Origin of the sequence: Enemella evansiae (genome assembly GCF_002250705.1) — a bacterium.
Classification (GTDB): Bacteria; Actinomycetota; Actinomycetes; order Propionibacteriales; family Propionibacteriaceae; genus Enemella; species Enemella evansiae.
Map to the genome: position 1 here is coordinate 1 of NZ_NMVP01000009.1, position 22917 is coordinate 22917.

General features: G+C 69.7%; 22 protein-coding genes and 1 pseudogene. 12 read left to right on the plus strand and 11 right to left on the minus strand.

Annotation, left to right across the window (positions count from 1 at the left end):
* Positions 1–236 precede the first annotated feature (236 nt).
* Positions 237–1850 carry a hypothetical protein gene (locus BI335_RS07655; RefSeq protein ID WP_094430088.1) on the minus strand — a complete coding sequence of 538 codons (1614 nt, stop codon included), beginning with the start codon at positions 1848–1850 and terminating at the stop codon, positions 237–239.
* Between the two features lie 353 nt (positions 1851–2203).
* Between BI335_RS07655 and BI335_RS07660 the strand changes: the two genes are divergently transcribed.
* Genes BI335_RS07660 through BI335_RS07670 form a run of 3 tightly spaced genes read left to right on the plus strand, consistent with a single transcriptional unit; the run spans position 2204 to position 5341 of the window.
* A complete protein-coding gene (locus BI335_RS07660) occupies positions 2204–3100 on the plus strand; it encodes an AAA family ATPase (protein WP_133625823.1) in 897 nt (298 codons plus the stop codon).
* Positions 3097–4227, plus strand: a complete 1131-nt coding sequence (locus tag BI335_RS07665; protein WP_094430090.1) for a vWA domain-containing protein — start codon at positions 3097–3099, stop codon at positions 4225–4227. The genes BI335_RS07660 and BI335_RS07665 overlap by 4 nt, the downstream gene beginning before the upstream one ends.
* On the plus strand, positions 4220–5341 hold the full coding sequence (locus tag BI335_RS07670) for an XdhC family protein (RefSeq protein WP_094430091.1): 1122 nt from the start codon (positions 4220–4222) through the stop codon (positions 5339–5341). Before BI335_RS07665 ends, BI335_RS07670 begins: the two co-directional genes overlap by 8 nt.
* Here the strand turns inward: BI335_RS07670 and BI335_RS07675 are convergent.
* Positions 5338–6126, minus strand: coding sequence for a phytanoyl-CoA dioxygenase family protein (locus BI335_RS07675; RefSeq protein WP_208109144.1), 789 nt, complete (start codon positions 6124–6126; stop codon positions 5338–5340). The genes BI335_RS07670 and BI335_RS07675 overlap by 4 nt on opposite strands.
* 70 nt (positions 6127–6196) lie before the next feature.
* Here BI335_RS07675 and BI335_RS07680 point away from each other — a divergent pair, with 70 nt between their 5' ends.
* The 6 genes from BI335_RS07680 to BI335_RS07705 are packed head-to-tail and all read left to right on the plus strand — an operon-like array spanning position 6197 to position 12323.
* Complete coding sequence (locus BI335_RS07680; protein ID WP_094430093.1) at positions 6197–7024, plus strand: helix-turn-helix domain-containing protein; 828 nt, start codon at positions 6197–6199, stop codon at positions 7022–7024.
* Between the two features lie 56 nt (positions 7025–7080).
* The gene (locus BI335_RS07685) at positions 7081–7560 is read left to right on the plus strand and encodes a (2Fe-2S)-binding protein (RefSeq protein ID WP_094403422.1); all 480 of its coding nucleotides are present in this window, start codon (positions 7081–7083) and stop codon (positions 7558–7560) included.
* Complete coding sequence (locus BI335_RS07690) at positions 7557–10100, plus strand: xanthine dehydrogenase family protein molybdopterin-binding subunit (protein WP_094430094.1); 2544 nt, start codon at positions 7557–7559, stop codon at positions 10098–10100. Before BI335_RS07685 ends, BI335_RS07690 begins: the two co-directional genes overlap by 4 nt.
* A complete protein-coding gene (locus tag BI335_RS07695) occupies positions 10097–10972 on the plus strand; it encodes an FAD binding domain-containing protein (protein WP_094430095.1) in 876 nt (291 codons plus the stop codon). Before BI335_RS07690 ends, BI335_RS07695 begins: the two co-directional genes overlap by 4 nt.
* A complete protein-coding gene (locus BI335_RS07700) occupies positions 10972–11745 on the plus strand; it encodes an SRPBCC family protein (RefSeq protein ID WP_094430096.1) in 774 nt (257 codons plus the stop codon). The genes BI335_RS07695 and BI335_RS07700 overlap by 1 nt, the downstream gene beginning before the upstream one ends.
* Positions 11742–12323 (plus strand): nucleotidyltransferase family protein, encoded by a 582-nt coding sequence (locus BI335_RS07705; RefSeq protein ID WP_094430097.1) that lies wholly within the window; start codon positions 11742–11744, stop codon positions 12321–12323. Before BI335_RS07700 ends, BI335_RS07705 begins: the two co-directional genes overlap by 4 nt.
* A gap of 78 nt (positions 12324–12401) precedes the next feature.
* On the opposite strand, the gene BI335_RS07710 is transcribed toward BI335_RS07705, so the two are convergent.
* Positions 12402–12740 (minus strand): hypothetical protein, encoded by a 339-nt coding sequence (locus BI335_RS07710; RefSeq protein WP_094403425.1) that lies wholly within the window; start codon positions 12738–12740, stop codon positions 12402–12404.
* A 50-nt stretch (positions 12741–12790) separates the two neighbouring features.
* Positions 12791–14254: a GuaB1 family IMP dehydrogenase-related protein gene (locus BI335_RS07715; RefSeq protein ID WP_094430098.1), complete on the minus strand. Its 1464-nt coding sequence runs from the start codon at positions 14252–14254 to the stop codon at positions 12791–12793.
* Positions 14255–14315: 61 nt separating this feature from the next.
* Between BI335_RS07715 and BI335_RS07720 the strand changes: the two genes are divergently transcribed.
* On the plus strand, positions 14316–14555 hold the full coding sequence (locus BI335_RS07720) for a zinc-ribbon domain-containing protein (protein WP_094356508.1): 240 nt from the start codon (positions 14316–14318) through the stop codon (positions 14553–14555).
* Positions 14556–14641: 86 nt separating this feature from the next.
* On the opposite strand, the gene qcrB is transcribed toward BI335_RS07720, so the two are convergent.
* From qcrB to ctaE, 4 genes are all read right to left on the minus strand, one after another.
* A complete protein-coding gene (qcrB, locus tag BI335_RS07725; protein ID WP_094356509.1) occupies positions 14642–16387 on the minus strand; it encodes a cytochrome bc1 complex cytochrome b subunit in 1746 nt (581 codons plus the stop codon).
* Positions 16388–16393: 6 nt separating this feature from the next.
* Positions 16394–17425 (minus strand): cytochrome bc1 complex Rieske iron-sulfur subunit, encoded by a 1032-nt coding sequence (qcrA, locus tag BI335_RS07730; RefSeq protein WP_094403520.1) that lies wholly within the window; start codon positions 17423–17425, stop codon positions 16394–16396.
* A 119-nt stretch (positions 17426–17544) separates the two neighbouring features.
* The gene (gene qcrC / locus BI335_RS07735; RefSeq protein ID WP_094356510.1) at positions 17545–18348 is read right to left on the minus strand and encodes a cytochrome bc1 complex diheme cytochrome c subunit; all 804 of its coding nucleotides are present in this window, start codon (positions 18346–18348) and stop codon (positions 17545–17547) included.
* Positions 18349–18408: 60 nt separating this feature from the next.
* On the minus strand, positions 18409–19092 hold the full coding sequence (gene ctaE, locus BI335_RS07740; RefSeq protein ID WP_458859440.1) for an aa3-type cytochrome oxidase subunit III: 684 nt from the start codon (positions 19090–19092) through the stop codon (positions 18409–18411).
* Positions 19093–19349: 257 nt separating this feature from the next.
* On the opposite strand from ctaE, the gene BI335_RS07745 reads away from it, so the two are divergent.
* Together BI335_RS07745 and trpD are read left to right on the plus strand one after the other, a co-directional pair.
* Positions 19350–19808 (plus strand): response regulator, encoded by a 459-nt coding sequence (locus tag BI335_RS07745; protein WP_094356511.1) that lies wholly within the window; start codon positions 19350–19352, stop codon positions 19806–19808.
* A gap of 10 nt (positions 19809–19818) precedes the next feature.
* Positions 19819–20880, plus strand: coding sequence for an anthranilate phosphoribosyltransferase (gene trpD, locus BI335_RS07750; protein WP_094403427.1), 1062 nt, complete (start codon positions 19819–19821; stop codon positions 20878–20880).
* A 9-nt stretch (positions 20881–20889) separates the two neighbouring features.
* On the opposite strand, the gene BI335_RS07755 is transcribed toward trpD, so the two are convergent.
* The 3 genes and pseudogenes from BI335_RS07755 to BI335_RS22535 all read right to left on the minus strand — a co-directional run.
* Entirely contained in the window at positions 20890–21579 is a 690-nt protein-coding gene (locus tag BI335_RS07755) for a prepilin peptidase (RefSeq protein ID WP_166646712.1), read from the minus strand.
* Between the two features lie 10 nt (positions 21580–21589).
* Positions 21590–22090 carry a hypothetical protein gene (locus BI335_RS07760; RefSeq protein ID WP_133625819.1) on the minus strand — a complete coding sequence of 167 codons (501 nt, stop codon included), beginning with the start codon at positions 22088–22090 and terminating at the stop codon, positions 21590–21592.
* A gap of 267 nt (positions 22091–22357) precedes the next feature.
* Positions 22358–22525 (minus strand): annotated as a pseudogene (locus BI335_RS22535) (sunset domain-containing protein); the annotation flags it as partial.
* Positions 22526–22917 lie beyond the last annotated feature (392 nt).

The window sequence follows — 22917 nt, forward strand, 5'->3', positions numbered from 1 at the left end:
TGGTCATCATCGGCCGGCTGCGCCGCGACCCCGACACCCAGGCCTACTTCCACCGACGCACCAGCGAACACAAGACCCGCGCCGAAACCATCCGATGCCTCAAACGCCACCTCGCCCGCACCATCTACCGAAACCTCAAAACCGACCTCATGACCACTTGACGATCTATAGGACCGTCGCTCGGCACTGCTCCGCTTCGCTGCGCATGCCGAGCTACTCGATGAGCGTGCAGAAACCTAGCCCGGGTTGGGAATCAGGGCAGGCTGGGACTCCGGCGGAGCCGGCTTCTTCGTCTCCTTCTTCGCCCTCTTCTGTGTCGCCGCGTCGGCCTGGTCGCGGGCAGCTTGGCGTAGGTCTCGGAGGCGTTGGTTCTTGCGGGCACGGCGGAGTCGCTCGCGTTCGCGAGCTTCGTCGGCGGCTTGTTCGGCTTCGGCCTGTTCCTTCTCCAACTGGGATTGACCGTTGCACAGAGTGTCGCGAAGCAGCTGTTCGGTCCGGGACAGGGAGGCGGCCGGGTCGTTGATCAGGTGATCGGGCGGTGGATGGTCCCAGGTCCCGTGGCGGCTGACCCAGGCTTCCTGCCCTGCCGGTGTTTTCCAGTGGAACACCCCCGGGGAGGGTTGCTCGACCCGGAATCCGGCGTGGGTTCGTGCCCGATGCGAGGCCCGGCTCAACGGCCCCAGGTTGTCCGAACTGGTCGGCCCCTCGGGGGCGGGAATGGTGTGGTCCAGGTCGATCCCGCGGCCGAACGCACTGCGATTCGAGCGGGGGAACATCACATACCGGTCGCGGAGCTTCACCCGCTGCGCCAATTCGTCGCTGGGTCGGTAGGTGTTCACCATGACCGGGGCGGCCAGGTCGATCACCGGCCGCACCCGCACGGTGCCAGAACAGTGTTCCAGCAGTTCCTTCAAGTGCTGGAGGGTGACCGGTCCGAGGGTGTCGCCTTCACCACCACGGCCATTCGCGAGGTCGCGGGAGGTCATGTGAAGGATCAGCTCGGCACCGTGCCGGCACCTCTCGCTTGTCGTTGTGACGACTTCGCCGTTGTTGTTGACCACATCCCCTTGCGGGGTGACGATCGCGCCGTCGAACAGGGAGGGCTGCAGCAGTTGCCGCGCCCGGTCGGGATGCGCCAGATGCCCCAGGGCTTCGGCGCGGAGTTCGTCACGGCCGGCGGTGGAGCCGCCGGCTTTCAAGACATCGGCCAGGCGGTCGAGGGTGCCGTTGAGCTGGTGCGCATCACAAGCGTCCATCGATGCGAACAGGTTCGTGATCCCTGCTATCGAGGACGACTGGAACTCGACGCGGCGTTGCTTCTTGGCGGCCTGGCGTTCGGCTTCTATGTCGTCGTTGAGAATCAACGCGACCTGGGCCTCGGTCGTCGCCACCGCTCGTTTCGGCGTGAGGTTGACCAGCCGGAGTGACCACAGGGAGTCGAACTCGCGGGCCTGGGTGAAGTTCAGGTGCAAGGCGGCGCGGGTGATGTCGCGGGCGACCCAGACGGGGATGTCGCAGTCCAAGGTGGCCTGCCACAGGATCGGATGCCGATGCCGCAGATTCAGCACGTCGGCGGTCCAGACCTGCGCGGTCTCGGGCGAACACCCCAATGACATCGCCAACTCGAGGTGGAAGAACTCGGTGATGCCGGGCGTACCGTCCGCACCGGGGAACACGAGCTGCTCCCCGTGGAGCACGCGGGCGGTCAACTCGTCGGTGTGGGTGTTCAACCCGGAGTAGGTGTCGCAGGCGGCGGCGATCGCAACCAGCCGGTGTGCTTCGGCCTGGGCGATGGTGTCGCTTTCGGCGCGGATCGCTGCGAACACTTCGGCTCGTGGGTTGGTGGTCATCTTTGGTCACCTCCTCAACTGCTACGCCCAACATTAGTCATAGTGTTCGAATAACTCAAGAGGTTTGGGGAGATTTTTTCGGGTTCATCTCGACACGGTCGCTGCGCGACCTACTCGATGAACGTGAGGGCGCAGGGGCGTACGGGGTTCATCTCGACACGGTCGCCGCGCGACCTACTCGATGAACGTGAGGGCGCAGGGGCGTACGGGGTTCATCTCGACACGGTCGCTGCGCGACCTACTCGATGAACGGGTGGAGGCCTCGCTGCGCGGCCTGCTCGATGGACGTGGGGGGGGGTGCCGCGCATGGCCGATTGCTCGATGAGCGTGGGGTATCTCCTAGGGTGGCGGGCATGGACGACGACGTCTCGGCGTACGCCGACACCCTCGGTACGCCCGACAGGGTCCGCGAGACCCTCGCCGGTACCGGTTATCTGGCCGGTGATGCGCTGGCCACCACGGTCTTCCTCGCCGCCGGGATGCAGCGGCCACTGCTGCTGGAGGGTGAACCGGGCACCGGAAAGACTGCGCTCGCGCAAGCGCTCGCCGACAGCGTCGGGCTCCCATTGGTCCGGTTGCAGTGCTACGAGGGCATCGATGCCGCGCAGGCGCTCTTCGACTGGGACTTCCCGCGGCAGATCCTGCACCTGCGCGCCCTCGAAGCCGCCGGCGCGGTCGACGCCGACGCCGCCGAGGACTCCCTCTATGCCGACCGATTCCTGCTGGAACGCCCGATCCTGGCCGCCCTCCGCCGCCCGTCGGTGCTGCTGATCGACGAGATCGACCGCGCCGACGACGAGTTCGAGGCCTTCCTGCTGGAGGTGCTCTCCGAGTGGCGGGTCAGCATCCCCGAGGTCGGCACCATCGGCACCGAGACGCCACCGCTGACCGTGCTCACCTCCAACCGCACCCGCGAGCTGCACGACGCCCTCAAACGACGCTGCCTCTATCACTGGGTCGATCACCCGGATTTCCAGGCAGAGCTGGAAATCCTGCGTACCAGGCTCCCCGACGTCCCACCCCTGCTCGCCGAACAGGTGGTCACCGTGGTGCAGCAACTGCGCGCCACCGAGGGCCTGGTCAAACCGCCAGGGGTCGCCGAATCGCTGGACTGGGCGCGCGCCCTGCACCGCCTCGGCGCGACCGAACTCGACCTGCCCCGCGCCGCCGCCAGCCTCGGCGCGATCGTCAAGTATCGCGAGGATTCCCAGCGGGTCCGCCAGGCCCTGGACCGGCTGCTGACGCCATGACCGCCCACCCACCCGAGGAGATCCTGCTCGGCTTCGTCACCGCGATCCGCGCCGCCGGCGTACCCGCCGGACCGGACCGGACCGAGAACTTCCTGCGCGCCACCAGCCTGGTCGACCTGGCCGAACCGGAACGGGTCCGCGCGGCCGGCCGCGCCACCCTGTGCGGCCATCCCGACGACCTGCACCGCCACGATCAGGTCTTCGACGCCTGGTTCGGCGCTGGCCACGACCAGCAACCCGGCCCGGGCGCCCCGCCCCAGCCGGCCACCCTGCGTACCCTGCCACCCACCGACGACCGCGCCGACGGCCAGGGCATTGAGCAGGACACCGACGACGTGGTCCGCGCCGCCGCCAGCGAACTCGAACTGCTCCGCCAGCGCGATGTCGGCGAACTCACCCCCGCCGAGCGCCAGATCCTGGAACGCCTGCTCGCCGCGCTGCCGCTCCGCCTACCGACCCGCCGCGCCAGCCGCGCCACCCCGGCCCATCGCGGCCGGGTCGATGCCCGGCGTACCCTCCGGGCCTCGTTGCGGCACTGGGGTGAACCCGCTCGGATCGCGCACCGCCGCCGCGGTCACCGGCCCCGCCCGGTGGTGCTGCTGCTCGACATCTCCGGGTCGATGGAGCCCTACGCCGAGGTGCTGCTCCGGCTCGCGCACCGCTATCTGCAGGTCGCCGACAGCACCCACGGCCGCCACCCGGTCGAGGTGTTCACCCTCGGCACCCGGCTCACCCGGCTGACCCGCGCACTGGGGCATCGTGACGCCGACGAGGCGCTGCGCGCGGCCGCCCGCACCGTCCCCGACTTCTCCGGCGGCACCCGGCTCGGGGAGACGCTGCGCGCGTTCACCGAGCGCTGGGGTCGCCGCGGCCTGGCTCGCGGGGCGGTCGTGGTGATCGTCTCCGATGGCTGGGAACGCGGCGATCCGGCACTGCTCGGCGAACAGGTCGAGCAGCTGCACCGGCTCGCGCATCGGTTGATCTGGGCCAATCCGCATCGTGGCCGGGTTGGGTACCAGCCCGTACAGTCGGGGATCGTGGCGGTGCTGCCACACCTGGATGCGTTCGTCGCCGGGCACTCGCTGGCGGCGTACACCGAACTGGCGGAGGTGATCGCCGATGCGTGAGGTGCTCCCAGAATTGCTGCAGTGGTGGGAATCCGGCGAGACCGTCGCCCTCGGCACCGTGGTCGCGACCTTCCGCTCCGCGCCCCGCCCGCCCGGCGCCTCGATGATCGTCGGCCCCGCCGGGGAGGCCGTCGGCTCGGTCTCCGGCGGCTGTGTCGAGGGGGCCGTGCACACCCTCGGCGAGGAGATCCGCGGCACCGGTACGCCCCAGCTGGAGCGTTACGGCGTCTCCGACGATGTCGCGATGGGCGTCGGGCTGACCTGCGGCGGCATCCTCGACGTGTGGGTCGAGCAGGTGAACACCGAGACCTTCCCCGAGCTCGGTGAGGTCGCGGCGGCGATCGAGGAGGGTACGCCGATCGCGGTGGCCACGGTGGTGGCGCACCCGGACCCGCAGTGGCTGGGGCGGCGGATGGTGATCCGGCCGGATCGTCCCGCGCCGACGGAGGTGCTGGTCAGTCAGCGGGCCACCGACGCGATCCGCGACGACGCGGCCGGGCTGCTCGCCGCCGGGCACCACGCCACCCTCGAATACGGGCCCGACGGGGAGCGCCGCGGCGAGGGGATGCGGGTCTTCGTCTGGGCCTTCGCGCCGCCGCCGCGGATGCTGGTCTTCGGCGCCATCGACTTCGCCGCCGCGGTCGCCCGGGTCGGTTCCTTCCTGGGCTACAAGGTCACCGTCTGCGACGCCCGGCCGATCTTCGCCACCGCCAGCCGCTTCCCGCACGCCGACGAGGTGGTGGTGAAGTGGCCGCACCGCTACCTGCGCGGCGAACTGGAGGCCGGCAGGATCGACGCCCGCACGGTGATCTGCGTGCTCACCCACGACCCCAAGTTCGACGTACCGCTGCTCGAGGTCGCGCTGCGGCTGCCCCAGGTCGCCTACGTCGGCGCGATGGGCTCGCGGCGTACCCACGACGACCGGCTGGCCCGGCTCCGCGAGGCCGGGCTCACCGATGCCGAACTCGAGCGGCTCTCCTCACCGATCGGACTGGACCTCGGGGCGCGTACGCCGGAGGAGACCGCCGTCTCCATCGCCGCCGAGATCATCGCCCGGCAGTGGGGCGGGAGCGGCGACCCGCTCAGTGAGCTCGCCGGCCGCATCCATCACTAGACCCACCCCGTACCGCAGGGGCCGCCCATCGCGGACTCGCCGATCCGCACCGCCGAGCCGTCCGGGGCGAGCAGGGGTTGATAGAACGACGCCACCTGCACCGAGGCCTGCGGCACGAAGTGGAAGATCAGCGCGCGCCGGAACCGGTCGGCGGTGCGGTTGGGCAGCGACCCGTGCACCAGGCTGCCGTGGAAGACCAGCGCGTCACCGGCCGCCATCGAGGTGGTCCGGATCGGCACGCCGGCGGGCACCGGCACCTGGTCGTTGGTGAACGACGCCTCGGTGTCGGCGGGCTCGGGGCAGAGCAGCGGCTGGCGATGGGACCCGGGCACCACCCGCAGCGAACCGTTCTCGGCCGCGCAGTCATCGATCGCGATCCAGACGGCCAGGCAGGTCTCCGGATGGGCGCGCAGGAAGTGGTTGTCCTGGTGCAGCGCCTGCCCGCGCGCACCCGGCGGCTTGAAGTAGAACATCGACTGCGCACCCCAGGCCGGCCCGATCAGTCCGGTGACCACCGACTGCACCCGCTCGTCGAGCATCAGGTCCCGGACCCGGGCGCCGTCGGACGAATCCTCGCGATGCGGATGGACGATCCGCGGATATCGGTGCAGCACATCGTCGGCGGACACGTGGTCGTCGTGCCCCAGCGCGGTGTCGGCCTCGATCCGATCGGTGAACCGCGTACCGATCTCCACCGCCTCGGCCGGGGTCAGCAGGCCCGCGACCTGGACCACCCCCTCCCGGTCGAACTCCGACACCAGTTGCTCCCGCAGTGCATGTGACATGCTCCAAGCCTGGTTCGCAGAATCCATGCTCACCATTGATTCAAGAGCTGTCTGCATGGAAGATCCTGCTGTGAGCGCCCTCGTCACCGAATTCGAACCGGCCGCCGGGACCCTCGTCGGCTGGATGTCCCAGGCCACCGGCTACCGGGTCCGCCGGCTCGCCGGACGCGACGACCACCTGCTGCTGCTCACCCGCGACGGCGCCGGCCTGATCCGTACCGCCGCCGGCGCCGTACCCGTGCCACCCGGCGCGATCGTCCACCTCGACCGGGCCCACCCGCAGGACTACGGCACCGATCCCGCGGCCGGCCGCTGGGGATTCTGGTACGCCCACCTGCCCGCCGGCGACACCCTCGACGCGCTGCTCGACTGGCCCGCCGAACAGTCCGGGGTGAGCCGATTGGTGCTGGACCGGCGGATCGCCGACCGGGTCGCCGCCGCGCTGGAGGAGGCGAGCATGCTGCTGCCCTCCCCGGGCCGGCACTCCGGAGCCCTGGCTCGGAACGCGCTGGAGCGAGCGCTGCTGTGGTGTGACACCCGCAACCCGCGGGCCGAGCAGGTCGACCCCCGGCTCTGGCAGGTGCTGGAACACCTGCACACCCACCTGGCCGAGCCACTCGGCGTACCCGAACTCGCCGCGGTCGCCGGGCTCTCACCCTCGCGCCTGCAGCATCTGTTCGCCGACCAGCTCGGCGGCACGGTGATGGCGCACGTCGAGTCCCGCCGGATGGAACGGGCCCGATTGCTGCTGCAGAGCACCGAGCTGCCGGTCGGCGTGATCGCGGCACAGGTGGGGTACGCCGATCCGCTGTATTTCAGCACCCGGTTCCGGCTCCGGCACGGGGTCTCGCCCACGGGCTGGCGACAGCGCTTGCCCCGGCCTCCCCGCGCTGACTAGGGTCGGTGCATACGTGACCGGGATCACGTGCCCGGCAAAGGTGCCCAGGAGGTTGCATGACCAGGATCACCCTCACCGTCGATGGGGCGAAGGTCTCCGACGATGTCGAACCACGCATGCTGCTGGTGCAGTATCTGCGCGAGAAGCTCGGTCGCACCGGGACGGTGATCGGCTGCGACACCTCCAACTGCGGCGCCTGCACCGTGCACCTGAACGGCCGCTCGGTGAAGTCCTGCAACGTCCTCGCGGTGCAGGCCGACGGCGGCGAGGTGACCACCATCGAGGGCCTGGCGGCCACCGCGGACGGCGAGCTGCATCCGGTCCAGGAGGCGTTCCGTGAATGCCACGGCCTGCAGTGCGGATTCTGTACGCCGGGGATGATCATGCAGGCGGTCGACCTGCTGAACGAGAACCCCAGCCCCAGCGAGGAAGAGATCCGCCTGGGCATGGAGGGCAACCTCTGCCGGTGCACCGGCTACCACAACATCGTCCGTTCGGTGCAGTACGCCAGCGGGCAGCGGGAGGGAGCACGATGAGCGTCGACACCGACCCCCAGGCCCCCGAGGGCGCACAGGAGAACACCGAGCAGAAGCCGGAGATCGGCCGGGAGCGGCGCCGCAAGGAGGACGCGCGGCTGATCACCGGGCGGACCCGCTGGACCGACAACCTGTCGGTACCGGGGATGCTGCATCTGGCGATGGTGCGCAGCCCGTTCGCGCACGCGAAGATCACCAACATCAACACCGAGGAAGCGAAAGCGGCGCCCAATGTGGTCACCGTGATCACCGGCTCCGACGTCGCCGAGGAGCAGGGTGCGCTGCCCAACGCCTGGCCGATCACCCCCGACCAGGTGACGCCGGATCACCCGCCGGTGGCCGTCGACCGGGTCGCCTTCGCCGGCGAGATCGTGGCCGTCGTCGTGGCGCGTACGCCCGCCGACGCGCGGGATGCGGCCGAGCTCGTCGATGTCGACTACGAGGAACTGCCGGCCGCCCTCGACCTCAAGGAATCCGCCGAGGACACGGTGTTGGCGCACCCGGACCTGGGCACCAACAAGAGCGCGTTCTGGAAGTTCGACTCGGCCGAGGCCGGTACCGGCGGGAACGTCGACGAGGCCATCGAGAAGGCCCGGGCCGACGGCATCGTGCTGGAGCGCGAGTTCCGCCAGCAGCGGCTGATCCCGGCGTTCATGGAGCCCCGGTCGGTGCTCGTCGACCCGACCGGTGAGCAGATCACCATGTGGTCGGCCACCCAGATCCCGCACATCCTGCGCTTCCTGCTCGCCGCGGTGCTCGGCGTACCGGAATCGAAGGTGCGGGTGATCGCGCCCGACGTCGGCGGCGGCTTCGGCGGCAAGCTGCAGACCACGCCGGAGGAGTTCATCGCGATGGTGCTGGCTCGGCGGCTGAACAAGCCGATCAAGTACACCGAGACCCGCTCCGAATCGCTGATGGCCGCCCACCACGGCCGCGACCAGTGGCAGAAGCTGACCCTGGCGGCCACCAAGGAGGGAAAGGTCACCGGCCTCAAGGTCGAACTGCTCGCCGACCTCGGCGCCTATGTCTCGCTGGTCGGTGGCGGCGTACCGGTGCTGGGTGCGTTCATGTTCAACGCCATCTACAAATTCCCGGCCTACCAGTTCAACTGCCAGACCGTGCTCACCAACAAGACCTGGACCGACGCCTACCGGGGTGCCGGCCGGCCCGAGGCCACCTTCGGCATCGAACGGATGATGGACGAGCTGGCCGCCGAACTCGGTGAGGATCCGCTGGCGGTCCGGGAACGCAACTGGATCACCCACTCCGAATTCCCGTTCACCACCGTCGCCGGACTGGAATACGACTCCGGCAACTACGAGGCCGCCACCGCCAAGGCGAAGGAGTCCTTCGACTACGACGCACTGCGCGCCGAACAGAAGCAGCGCAGGGATTCCGGCGATCCGGTGCAGCTCGGCATCGGGGTGTCCACCTTCACCGAGATGTGCGGACTGGCGCCCTCGCGGGTGCTCGGTTCGCTCGACTACGGCGCGGGTGGTTGGGAGTACGCCTCGGTGCGGATGCTGCCGACCGGCAAGGTCGAGGTCACCACCGGTGCGAGCGCGCACGGCCAGGGGCATGAGACGGCGTTCTCCCAGATCGTCGCCGACCGGCTCGGCGTACCCTTCGAAGACGTCGAGATCCTGCACGGTGACACCGCGATCGCCCACAAGGGCCTGGACACCTACGGTTCCCGGTCGCTGGTGGTCGGCGGTGAGGCGCTGGTCCGGGCCTCGGACAAGGTGATCGAGAAGGCCCGCCCGATCGCGGCGCACCTGCTCGAGGCGAACGCCGACGACCTGGAGTTCAGCGGCGGGAAGTTCACCGTCAAGGGCACCGACAAGGGGATGTCGATGCCGGAGGTGGCGCTGGCCACCTTCGCCGCGCACAACCTGCCCGACGGGGTGGAGCCGAGCATCGACTCGGATGCCACCTTCGACCCGGTGAACTTCAACTACCCGCACGGTACGCACCTGTGCGCGGTCGAGGTGGACACCGAGACCGGGCAGGTGAGAATGCGGGATTACGTGTGCTGCGACGACATCGGGGTGATCATCAACCCGATGATCGCCGAGGGTCAGGTGCACGGCGGGCTGGTGCAGGGGATCGCGCAGGCGCTCTGGGAGGAAGCGGTGCACGACGAATCCGGCACCCTGGTCTCGGCGTCCTTCGTCGACTACCTGCTGCCCACCGCGGCCGACACGATCTCCTTCACCGTCGAGCACACCACCACCCCGGCGACCACCAACTCGATGGGTGCCAAGGGCGTCGGTGAGGCCGGCACGATCGCGTCCACCCCGGCGGTGGTGAACGCGGTGCTGGATGCGGTACGCCACCTCGGTGTGAAGGACATCCAGATGCCGTGTACGCCGGAACGGGTCTGGAAGGCGATCAACGACGTCGACGCCGGCGGGGCCGATCAGACCGAGGGGGCGGCCGCACCGCACTTCGACGAGGCGACCGGCGACCAGGGCACGGCGGACCGGACCGCCGGGGCCAATGATGACGGAGCAGGCGATCAGGATGGAGCACAGGCATGATTCCAGCGAGTTTCGACTACCTGGCCCCGACCTCGGTCGCCGAGGCGCTGGCCGCGCTCGCCGAACACGGTGACGACGCCAAGGTGCTGGCCGGCGGGCAGAGCCTGCTGCCGGTGCTGCGGATGCGGCTGAACGCCCCGGAGGTGGTCGTCGACATCGGCCACATCGACGAGCTGCGCGGGATCCGCGACGACGGCGACGCGATCTTCATCGGGGCGCTCACCACCCACCACGAGGTGATCGCCGATCCGCTGGTCAAGGAGCATGCGCTGGTGCTGCACAAGGCCGCCGTGGAGGTCGCCGATGCGCAGATCCGGCATCGCGGCACCCTCGGCGGGGCGCTCGCGCACGCCGACCCGGCCGGTGACCTGGGCGCGCCGATCCTGGCCCTCGATGCCGAGCTGGTGATCACCGGCACCGGTGGCGAACGGCGGGTGCCGGCGGCGGAGTTCTTCACCGACCTGTTCGAGACCGCGGTCGGCGATGACGAGTTGCTCACCGCGATCCGGATCCCGAAGCACACCGGCTGGGGAGCGGCATACCTCAAGTTCGTCCGGATCGCGCACCAGTGGCCGATCGTCGCGGTCGCGGCGACCGTGTCACCGGACAAGTCGCAGGCCGCGGTCGGGCTGACCAATATGGGTTCGACGCCGCTGCGGGCCAGCGCGGTCGAGGAGGCGCTCGGTGGTGAGCTGACCGCCGAGAGCGTACGCCGGGCCGCCGATCAGGCAGCCGACGGCACCAACCCGCCCTCGGATCTCAACGGGGATTCGGATTATCGCCGGCACCTGGCCAAGGTGCTGACCCGGCGGGCACTCCTCGAGGCCGCCGGCCTCGATGATGGCACGAAGCAGGAGAAGGGAGCCGCCTGATGGAGTTGACCCACGAGTTCAGTGTCCCGACCGGTATCGATGAGACCTGGCAGCATTTCAACGACCCGCAGGCGCTGTCGGAGTGCTTCCCGGGGGCGCAGGTGACCGGCGTCGACGGCGATTCCTTCACCGGCACGGCGAAGATCAAGCTCGGCCCGATCGCGCTCGTCTACACCGGGACGGGGGAGTACGCCGACCGCGACGAATCCGCGCACACCATGACCGTCAATGCCAAGGGCAAGGACAAGCGCGGCAACGGTACGGCGGGTGCGACCGTCAAGGTCGCGCTGACCGCGGCCGGCGAGGAGCAGACCAGGGTCCAGGTGAAGACCGACCTGAACGTCACCGGCAAACCGGCCCAGTTCGGCCGCGGGGTGATGCAGGACGTCTCGGACAAGCTGCTAGGCCAGTTCGTCGCCTGCCTGGAGAAGAAGCTCTCCGGGGCGGAGGAGGAGCAGCCAGAGCCCGCACCGTCCACACCGTCCCCTGCGCCTTCACCACCCCCGTCACCCACCGATTCCGGTTCCCTGAGCGAGGGAGGAACGACCGAGTCTCCCTCCCGTTCCCTGAGCGAGGGAGGTATGACCGAGTCGAAGGGGCAGGAGACTCCCAAGCAGGAGACCCCCAAGCAGCAGGAATCCAGCCAGGACAAGGATTCCGAGGCTCTCGATCTCGGTGCGACGGTGCTGCCGGTACTGATCAAGAATTACTGGCGGGAGGGGTTGATCGCGCTCCTCGGGTTCCTGGTGCTGCGGGGCCTGTTCCGGCGGTGATCGCCGGGTTGCTGCTCGCCGCGGGGGCCGGACGCCGGATGGGGCAACCCAAGGCGCTGGTCCGCGGCGAGGACGGCGTGCCCTGGGTGCGCCGGTCCGCGCAGGTGCTGCTCGACGGCGGGTGCCAGCCGGTGCTGGCGGTGCTCGGTGCCGCGGCCGAGGAGGCCCAGGCCGAGCTGCCGGACCGGGTGGCAGCCGTCATCGCGCCCGACTGGGCCGAGGGGATGGGTGCCTCGCTGCGGGCCGGATTGTCCGCGCTCGCAGGGATTCCCGCGACCGCGGTACTGATCTCGCTGGTGGACACCCCCGGGGTGAACCCGGCGATCGTGCACCGGCTGCGGGAGGTGGCCGGGGAGGACGAGACGGTGCTGCTGCGCGCCGATTACGGCACCGGCCCGGCGCATCCGGTGCTGCTCGGCCGCGCCCACTGGGCCGCAGCAGCCCGGGTCGCGACCGGTGACCAAGGTGCCCGCGAACTGCTCACCGGCGACGGCGTACGCCTCATTCCCTGCGCCGATCTCGGCGACGGGGCCGACATCGACCACCCGCAGGCCGGCATCGACACCCGCAACGAATGATCATGGAATATTCGGCCATCAAACTGAAGTATTCAAATATAAGTGCGAATATTCCATGATCATTCGCGGCGGGGTTCTTCAGGGGCGGCGGGTGTTCTCCGCGATCCCGACGAGCGTGCGCAGCACCTGTTCGAACCAGCCGAACAGCACCCAGGTCAGGCCGGTCATGATGATCCCGCCCAGTGCACTCAAGGCGAACGGGACCCAGCCGTCGTCGTCAGGGTCGTCGAGCTGGGTGAGCACCCCGATGACCACCGCCAGGAGCACGGCGATGACCTCCAGGCCGATCAGGATCCACTTGATCACCGCGATGGCGTTCGCCACCCGGAGCGCCGGCTTGTGGTTCGCCTGCGGGGGCGCTGGGCGGTACGGCGGCTGCGGTGGCATGGCCTGCTGCTGCGGGCCGGGGTTGCTCATGAGGCGAACTATAGGACCGCGACAGCGCGCCGTGGGCCCGTTCGCTCGAATCAGCTCCAGCTGGCGCTGACCGGGCGGCCCTCCTCGTAACCCGACACCGACTGGATGCCGATGGTGGCGAGCTCGTTGAACTCCGGCAGCGAGCGTGCGCCGGCGTAGGTGCAGGAGGACCGCACCCCGGAGACGATGAAGTCGACCAGGTCCTCCACCCCGGGTCGATCCGGGTCGAGATACATCCGGGAGGAGGAGATGCCCTCCTCGAAGAGCCCGGCCCGCGCCCGGTCGAAACCGGACTGGTCGCGGGTGCGCATCTTCACCGCGCGCGCCGAGGCCATCCCGAAGGACTCCTTGTAGCGCCGGCCCTGGGCGTCGGTGCGCAGGTCGCCGGTGGACTCATGGGTACCGGCGAACCAGGACCCGATCATCACCGACCCGGCGCCGGCGGCCAGCGCGAGCGCCACATCGCGGGGGTGGCGGACACCGCCGTCGGCCCAGATCGAACGGCCCAGCCCGGCCGCCGTCTCGGCGCACTCCAGCACCGCGGAGAACTGCGGCCGTCCGACGCCGGTCTGCATCCGGGTGGTGCACATCGCGCCCGGGCCGACACCGACCTTCAGCACATCGGCGCCGGCCTCGGCCAGATCGCGTACCCCGTCGGCGGTCACCACGTTGCCGGCGACGATCCGCACGTCCGGCGCGACCCGGTCGCGTACCTTCTTCACGATCGCCAACGCCTCGATCATCTTCTCCTGGTGACCGTGCGCGGTGTCCACCACCAGCACATCGGCGCCGTGACCGAGCAGTGCCTCGGTCTTGCCGGCCACGTCGCCGTTGATCCCGACCGCGGCACCGATCTTCAGCCGGCCCTCGGCATCGACCGCGGGCTGGTAGAGCGCCGAACGCAGCGCACCCTTGCGGGTCATCACGCCGACCAGTCGATCACCGTCGACCGCCACCGCGACCTCCTGGTGGTTCGCGGTCAGCAGGTCGAAGATCTCCCGCGGGGTGGCGTCGGGGGACACCTTGAGGAAGTCGGTCATCACCTCGTGCACCTGGGCGAAGCGGTCCTCATCCACCGCATCGGCGGGGGAGACGATGCCGCGCGGGCAGGCCGTCCCGGCGTGCCGGTCACCCTCGGCGACCAGGGCCACCCCGTGCGCCCGCTTCGGCATCAGGCTCATCGCCTCACCGAGGGTGGTGGACGGGGTGACGGTGATCGGGGTGTCGAAGACCGTGTGCGAGCGCTTCACCTTGCCGATCGCCTCACCGACGATGTCGGTCGGGATGTCCTGGGGGATGATCGCGATGCCGCCGCGGCGGGCGATGGTCTCGGCCATCCGACGCCCGGAGATCGCGGTCATGTTCGCCACCACCAGCGGCAGGGGAGTGCCCAGCCCGTCGGTGGAGCTGAGATCCACATCGAGGCGGGAGGCCACCGACGAACGCGACGGGACCATGAACACGTCGCTGTAGGTCAGGTCGTGGGTCGGAGTGTTGTTGTTCAGGAAGCGCACCGGACCATTCTAGGTACACCGGGCCAGCATCGCCGCTTCGCCCATCGGTAAACTGGGCCGCATGCTGATTCTGTTCGGTACCAAGGGTTTCGCGGAGATCGTCGCCACGCTGATGTATTCCTGCCGGCGCTGCGGGAACCAACCGCTCACCCTGGTCAAGCACGGGTCGAAGTTCACGCTGTTCTTCATCCCGCTGTTCACCGTCTCCACGCGCTGGTCGCTGGTCTGCAACTTCTGCCGCGAGGAATACCAGATCTCCGCCGAGGAGGCGCAGCACCACCGGCAGGTCGCCGCCTCCTGACCCCGGAGCAGCGCCCCCACGGCAATGAACAGGGCCCCGGACCAATCGGTCCGGGGCCCTGTCGCGTTACTGCTGGCTGATCGGCCTCACTGCTGGCCGCTGCGGTCCAGCTCCTTGGGGTCGCTGGACTCCACCTCGTGCGAGCCGTCACCGTTCGACTCGTGCAGGGTGTGCTCCACGGCCTCCTGGTACTCCTCGCGGCTGGGCTTGCGGATGTTGTCGCGGAAGAACCAGCGGTGCATCCGGGCCCGCGCCTTGCTCGCCCCACCCTTGACGCGGACACCCGCGTCGTCGGTGGTCTCACCCGGCTCGATCGGCAGCACATCGCTGCGATAGGTGAGGGTGTACGCCTCATCGGTCGAGATCGGCACGTGGCCCTCGGAGTAGCCACCGTCGACCGAGCGCTCCATCTGGCCGGACTCGGAGCCGTGCAGGATCCGCTCCTTCTTCTGCCGCTGGATGCCCAGGCAGATCCGCTTGGTGATGATGAAGGCGATCACCGGGGCGAGGAAGACCGCGACCCGCAGGAAGTAGGTCACCGCGTTCAGCGACAGGTTGAACTTCACCGCGAGGATGTCGTTGCCGCCACCGAACAGGAACATCAGGTAGCAGGTGATCGCGGCGACGCCGAAGGCGGTCCGGTTCGGGTTCTGCCACGGGTACTCGAGCACGTGGTGCTCGCGCTCGTCCTTGGTGATCCACCGCTCGATGAACGGGTAGAGCGCCATCGAGGTGAACAGCAGGCCGAGCATGCCGACACCGGGGATGAAGACGTTCCACGACCAGGTGGAGAACACCGAGGCGTTCGGGAAGTGCCACTCCCAGTTCGGCATGATCCGGACCGCACCCTCGGCCGGGCCCATGTACCAGTCGGGCTGCGAACCGGCGGTCACCTCGGCCGGGTTGTAGGGGCCGTAGGACCAGACCGGGTTGATCTGGAAGAACGCGCCCATCAGCACCAGCACGCCGGAGACGATGAAGAAGAAGCCACCGGCCTTGGCCATGTAGACCGGGAACAGCGGGTAGCCGACGACGTTCGTCTCCTTGCGGCCCGGGCCCGGGTACTGGGTGTGCTTGTGGTAGACGACCAGCGCCAGGTGCGCGGCGATCAGTCCGAGGATCAGCCCGGGCAGCAGCAGGATGTGCACCATGTAGAGCCGGGGCACGATCAGGCTGCCGGGGTATTCGCCGCCGAAGACGAAGAACTCGGCCCAGCTGCCGATGATCGGCACCGAGCGGATCATGCCGTCGGCGAACCGCAGGCCGGTACCGGACAGCAGGTCGTCCGGCAGCGAGTAGCCGGCGAAGCCCTCGACCATGCCCATCGACAGCAGGCCGACGCCGATCAGCCAGTTCAGCTCGCGCGGCTTGCGGAAGGCGCCGGTGAAGAACACCCGCAGCGAGTGCACGAACATCGCACCGATGAACAGCATCGCCGCCCAGTGGTGGATCTGGCGGATCAGCAGACCGCCGCGGATGTCGAAGGAGAGGGCGAGGGTGGAGGCGAAGGCCTCCGACATCTCGACACCCTTGAGCAGCTGGTAGGAGCCCTCGTATTCGATCTCGGCCATCGACGGCTTGAACCAGATCGTCAGGAAGACACCGGTGAGCAGCAGGATGACGAAGGAGTAGAGCGCGATCTCACCGAGCAGGAACGACCAGTGGTCGGGGAAGACCTTGCGCAGATTCTTCTTGCCGAGCGCGGCCAGACCGAGCCGGTCATCGGCCCACTTGGCCGGGCCGGCGAGCGGCTGCAGCGGGTGCTTCGTGTCGGGGGACTGCGCCGTGGTGGCGTCAGTGGGGGTCTCGGAGACCTGTGCGGGCTTGGCCATCAGCGATCACTCACCCTTGTCTTCAGCGGTCATCTGCCGTTCGGGGTAGCTCGGTCCGACAGGCACGGTGAAGTCACCGGGGGCGACCAGATAACCCTGGTCGTCGACGGTGATCCGGAGCTGGGGGAGCGCCCGGGCCGCCGGCCCGAACACCACCTTGCCGCCGTCACCAAGGTCGAAGGTCGACTGGTGACAGGGGCAGAGCAGGTGGTGGGTCTGCTGCTCCCACAGCGAGATCGGGCACCCGACGTGGGTGCAGATCTTGGAGTACGCCATGATTCCGCCGACGTGCCAATCGGTCCGGCTCGCCGGGATCTTGATCGAGTTCGGGTCCATCCGGACGATGATGATGGCGGCCTTGGCCTTGGCCACGATCTTCTCGGTGCCGTGGGCCTCCTGCAGATTCTCCGGCTGGGCGTTGACCAGCTGGCCGATCTCCATGTCGGCGGCCTTGATCGGGGTGTAGGTGATGTCGTTCACCAGCCGGATCGGCCGCGCCGGCGTGCCGTCGGCCCACAGGGTGCGCTCGTTGGTCACCTTCAGCCGGGACGGCGTCGGCCACGGGCCCAGATCGGCCAGCGTGACCAGCGGAGCCAGGGCGGTGAGGCCGATGGCACCCAGCAGCGAGCGTCCGATCACCGCGCGGCGGGAGAGCCCCGTCTCGGCGATGCCCTTGTCGACCTCGGCCATGGTGGCCTTGATGTCGTCGGGGGAGGAGTGCGCGACGTGCCGCTCCTCGGAGATCTCGTGGTCGCCCATGATCTCGCGGGCCCACTGCACCGCGCCGATGCCGATCAACAGCACCGCCAGGCCCAGGCTCAGGCCGAGCAGGACGTGCTGGGCGTTGGCGTTGAGCAGACCGAACTCGATGGTGTAGCGGTCCAGGCCGGGCCAGAAGTAGAAGACGATGAACGCCAGCGCGAGCACCGGGGCGGCGGCGAAGCAGGCCACGATCTGCCGGGTGGCCCGGGCGGCGGCCTTGTCGTCGACGTCGCTGTAGCGCTCGACGTGCGGTTCGATGCCCGGATCGTCGACCATCGACTCGGCGACGATGCCGTTCTCGTCCGGCTCCGGACGGGTGGCGACGACGCCGTCGTGCTCCCCGGCACCCGGCTCGGGACGCCTGGCGCCGTCGGGGAGGTTGTTGGTGTTGTCGCTCACTTGGCGCGCGCTCCCTTCGAAGCGATCCAGACGGCGAAGCCGATCAGCCCGCCGATACCGACGACCCAGGCCCAGAAGCCCTCGGCCACCGGGCCGATGCCGCCGAAGTTCAGGCCACCGCGGTTCGGCTGCTCCTCGAGCTCCTTGAGGTAGCCGATGATGGCGCGGACGTCGTCATCGGACAGCGTCTGGGAGGAGAACACCGGCATCTGCTGGGGGCCGGTACGCAGCGCCTCGTAGATCTGCTTCTCCGGTACGCCCTGCAGCTCCGGGGCGTAGCGGCCGTCGGGCAGCGCACCGCCCAGACCGGCGAAGTTGTGGCAGGCGGAGCAGTTGGTGCGGAAGAGCTCACCGCCCTTGGCGATCTGCTCCTCGGTCAGCCCGGAGGGGTTGTACTGCGCATCGGTGGGGATGGCCGGGCCGGGGCCCAGGCTGGCGACATAGGCGGCCAGCTTCTCGGTGTCCTCGGGGGTGTAGCTGTTGGGCTTGCGCGGTGCCTGCTCACCCGGGTGCGCCATCGGCATCCGGCCGGTGCTGACCTGGAAGTCGACCGCGGCGGCACCGACGCCGACCAGCGACGGACCCTGCGAACCGCCCTCGCCCTGCAGACCGTGGCAGGAGGAACAGCCGACGGCGAACAGCGCCTGGCCCTCCTTGACCTGCTGGGTCATGGTCGTGTCGGCGTTGGACTTGCCGGCGGGCGCGAACCCGGCGTACACGACACCCATGAGGAACAGCGCCAGAACGAGCAGCAGCGGCCGTGCTGCCTTGTGCCGTCGCTTGGCTGACAGGAATCTCACTGGGGGACGTCCCTTCGTTGGAGGTTGACGATGGCGGTCGGCGTGGTCATCGAGCGGTCATCATCTCAGGAAGTAGATGACGGAGAACAGGATGATCCACACCACGTCGACGAAGTGCCAGTAGTAGGAGACCGCGACCGCCGAGACTGCCTGCTCGTGGGTGAAGCGGCGGGCCAGATAGGTACGCCCCAGCACGTAGATGAATGCGATCAGGCCACCGGTCACGTGCAGGCCGTGGAAGCCGGTCGCCAGGAAGAACAGCGAGCCGTAGACGTTGGACTGCATGGTCAGGCCCTCGTGCCACAGCTGGGCGTACTCGTAGACCTGACCGCCGATGAAGATCGAGCCCATGATGAAGGTGAGGATGTACCAGAAGCGCAGCTTCTTCACGTTGCCGTGCTCGGCGGCGAAGACACCCATCTGGCAGGTGACCGAGGACAGCACCAGGATGATCGTGTTGATCAGCGCGAAGGTCACGTTGAGCATGCTCGAGCCCTGCTGCCACAGGGTGCCGTTCGGATCACCGGCGGTGGTGTTGTTGGTCACCGAGCGGACGGTGAAGTACGCCGCGAACAGCGCGGCGAAGAACATCAGCTCCGAGGCGAGCCAGACCATGGTGCCGACGGCGACCATGTCCGGGCGCCCCTTGACCCCGGTCAGCCGCGAACGGGCGATCGGTTGCAACGCACCGGTGGGCAGGTCTGTGGAACCGGCGTGGGGGGTCGTCTCGGAAGAAGTAGCCACGGGGTCATTATTGCCAGAGTTTGCGGCCTCGTCATCCCGGCATCACCGCCATGGTGGCGTTGGAATCGGATCGTTGCCCGGAACGGGGCCTCCTGGGGCCCGAATCGGGGCCCCGATGTGTTGCGGATCACGCGCCCGCGGGCGCGGGTCAGGCGCGGTTTGGGCGGTGCTGGCGGTGCGCGATAGGACGGATACACTCCCTGCGAGGTCTTAGGGTCACCAGAACGTCCGGCCGGTAGCGGCCCAGTGAGGAACAGATGAGCGCAGAATCGTCCACCCAGCGTCAGGCAACCGTGCTGGTCTACTCCGACGACCGCACGGTCCGGGACGCGATCCGGTTGGCTCTCGGCACCGAGGTGGCCCCCGACCTGCCCGCGGTGCGGGTGGTGGAGTGCGCCACCCCGCGCGCGGTCATCCAGACCATGGACAACTCGGTGGGGCAGGCCGGCCTCCGCCCGGAGGGCAGCATCGACGTGGTGGTCCTCGACGGCGAGGCGGTGCCCGCCGGCGGGATGGGGATCTGCCGCCAGCTCAAGGACGAGATCGCGCACTGCCCACCGGTGCTGGTCGTCGTCGGCCGGCAGGACGACGCGTGGCTCGCCACCTGGTCGCGGGCGGACGCCGTGGTGGCGCATCCGATCGACCCGGTGCGGTTGCCGCACGAGGTCGCCGGGCTGCTCCGCCAGCGGATCGCCGGCATCCCCGCGCAGGCCTGAAGCGGGCCCGATGGTGTCGCAACAGCGCTGGCCGGACCTGCTCACCACGCTGGTCGCCGGCAGCGATCTGAGTGCCGAGCAGACCGCCTGGGCGATGCAGGAGGTGCTCAGCGGGTCGGCGAGTGACGTCCAGCTGGCGGCCTTCGCGGTGGCGTTGCGTGCCAAGGGGGAGACGGTCGAGGAGCTGCGCGGACTGGCCGAGGCGATGCTCGACAAGGCCCGGCCGCTCGATCTCGATCCCGACGCGGTCGACGTCGTCGGGACCGGCGGGGACCGGGCCAACACCGTGAACATCTCCACGATGGCCGCGATCACCGCCGCGGCCGCCGGGGCCCGGGTGGCCAAGCACGGCAACCGGGCGGCCTCCTCGGCCTGCGGCACCGCCGACGTGCTCGAGGAGCTCGGGGTGGTGCTGGAGCTGCCCGCGGACAAGCAGCAGCAGGTGATGGACGCCGCCGGCATCGTCTTCCTGTTCGCCTCCTACTACCACTCCTCGCTGCGCCACGCGGCCGGCGTGCGCGCCGGCCTGGGCATCCAGACCACCTTCAACCTGCTCGGCCCGCTGGCCAATCCGGCCCGTCCCCGGGCCCAGGCGATCGGCATCGCCGACGCCCGCGCCGCGGCCCTGATCGCCGGGGTGCTGGCCGCCCGCGGGGTGCGCGGGATGGTCTTCCACGGTGACGACGGGCTCGATGAGCTGACCACCACCACGAGCTCGCGGATCTGGCTGATCAACGACGGGCGGGTCGTCGAGACCACCCTCGATCCGCGCGAACTCGGCATCCCTGCCGCCCGCGTCGAGGACCTGGTCGGTGGCGACCGGGTGCGCAACGCCGAGGTGGCGCGCGCGGTGTTCGCCGGTGAGCCGGGACCGGTCCGCGACATCGTCACCCTTAACGCCGCCGCCGCGCTGCTGGCCTTCGCCGGACCGGACCTGGACCGCCCGGTGGCCGAGCAGTTCGCCGAGCAGCTGGAGCGGGCCCGGACGGTGCTCGACGACGGCAGTGCCCGCGCCAAGCTGGACCTCTGGGTGCGTACCACCCGGGACGCGGCCGCCGCGCAGGACGACTGACCCTCTGGCTCAGCCGAGGCCGGGCCAGATCAGGGCAGCGAACTGGCCGATCAGCAGCGCCGGCCCGTAGGCGAACGCCCCGCGGCGGCCGCGGAGTGTCCGGTAGAGGCCGAAGGCCGCACCGGCGAAGGTGCCGAGCAGCATCGCCCAGACCAGCACCCCCCAGCCACCGGCCGCCGCGGTGGCGCCGAGCACCGGTGCCAGGCGGACGTCGCCGAAGCCGAGACCGCCGACGAACCGCCAGATCAGCCACCAGAACGCGAAGCAGAGCAGCGCCCCGAGCAGGGCGCGGACCCCGACCCGCCACCCGGCCGCCAGCACCGTGCCTGCGGCCCCGACCGCGGTCAGCACCCACAACGGCCTGGTCAGCCGCAGCGGCAGCCAGGTGGTCGCCGCATCGATGCAGCCGAGCAACACCCCCAGCGTCGCCAGCGGCAGCCACAGCGGCCAGAGCGCCGGCGGCGCCCGGCTGGTCAGCACCAGCAGCGCGGCCGCCGAACAGCCACCGACGGCGACCGCGAACCGCGGGGTGGCCAGCGCGGTATAGGGCAGTTTGCCCTGTTCGGCGCCGTCGTCGGGTTCGCCGAGTCGGGCCAGCAGCACCCGACCGGTCAGCGCCGTGCCGATCGCCAGCAGCGCCAGCACGCAGCCACCCAGGGCGGCCAGCAGCGGCGCGTCCCCCAGCTGCCGGCCGATCACGGCGCTCACTCTAGGCCGCCAGCGGCTCGGCCCCGGCGGCCCCGAGCTCCTCGGGTTCGTCGCACCAGACGGTCACCGCGCCGTGTGCCACGGCCAGCGCGGAGAGCGCCAACTCCTGCCGCAGCAGCACCGTGCCCTCGGCACCGTCACCGAGCGCGCGGACGGTGAGCTCGTCACCACCCAGGGCAGCCAGCAACTGCTCGTGCGGCACGGCGGCGGCGGTGAGCCGACGGACCAGCAGCACCGCGGGCTCGGCCCGGACCGGGGTGGCCAGCGCCTCCCGCAAGCGGTGCAGTTCGATCCGCATCAGCCGGTGCGCGGACACCGGGAACAGCTTGCGCAGCGGCCGGCCGCCGACACCGACCAATCGGTGCAGCACCCTGGGCGGCACCCCCGCGTACACCGCCAGCTCGGTCACACCCAACCCGGTCTCGGCCAGCAGCCGGCGGCAGTGCATCCGGAACGGCCGGGCATCGACCCAGTCGTGCCGCGCATCGGTGATCATCGGCATCGTCTTCCCCCCTTGAGGTGATCTCTCACCCCTTACAGGCCCGCGGGGGAGCGCCGATGTCAGTGCTGCGGGAAGGAAATCTTGCTCGCGGCGGAGTCAGTCGTCGGGGGGGGGCCGACACGTCACTCGGACCAACCGCTCCTCTCCCGGTTCGCTCGCGTTCGCGAGGTCGGCCGTGGGAGACCCGTGTCACCGGGCAATGAGAACGGGGCGGGCATCCCGGTGGGATGCCCGCCCCGCGGCGGTGTCAACGCTCGGCGCCGTGGCTCAGCGCTGGGCCTTCGAGAAACCGGCCTTCTCGGCGGCGTCCTCGGTGGTGAACCAGACGTCGGCGATGGTGCGCTCGTAGCCACCGCTGCCGGCGGTGTGGTACTTCATCGAGCGCTCGTTGCCCTTGATGGTGAAGCCCGCCGGCGGCTCGGCGCCGACGTAGGCGTCGGAGCCGTACTTGGAGCGGTCCACATCGGGAGCGGCGGTCTCGTTGGCCGGGCCGGTCCCGGTGGCGGTCCCGGCAGCGGCGCGGCCCGGGGCGTCCACCGGCTCGCCGAAGGACTGGGTGCTCGAGGTCGGCTTGCTCGGCTGGTACGCCGAGGCGCTGTGCGCCTGCCAGTCGGAGTCGGAGGGCGCCATGAACTTCTTCCACAGGAAGTAGCCAACGGCACCCAGCCCACCGAGGAGCAGCAGCACCACGAAGCCGCCACCCTTCTTCTTGGTCTTGGCCGGCTTGGCGCTCTTGCGCAGCGCCTTGATCTGCTGGGCCTGGGCCTTCTGCAGCTTCTTGCGGTCGCCGCGGGACAGCGTCAGGTCGCCGCGGAGGGCCTGCAGGG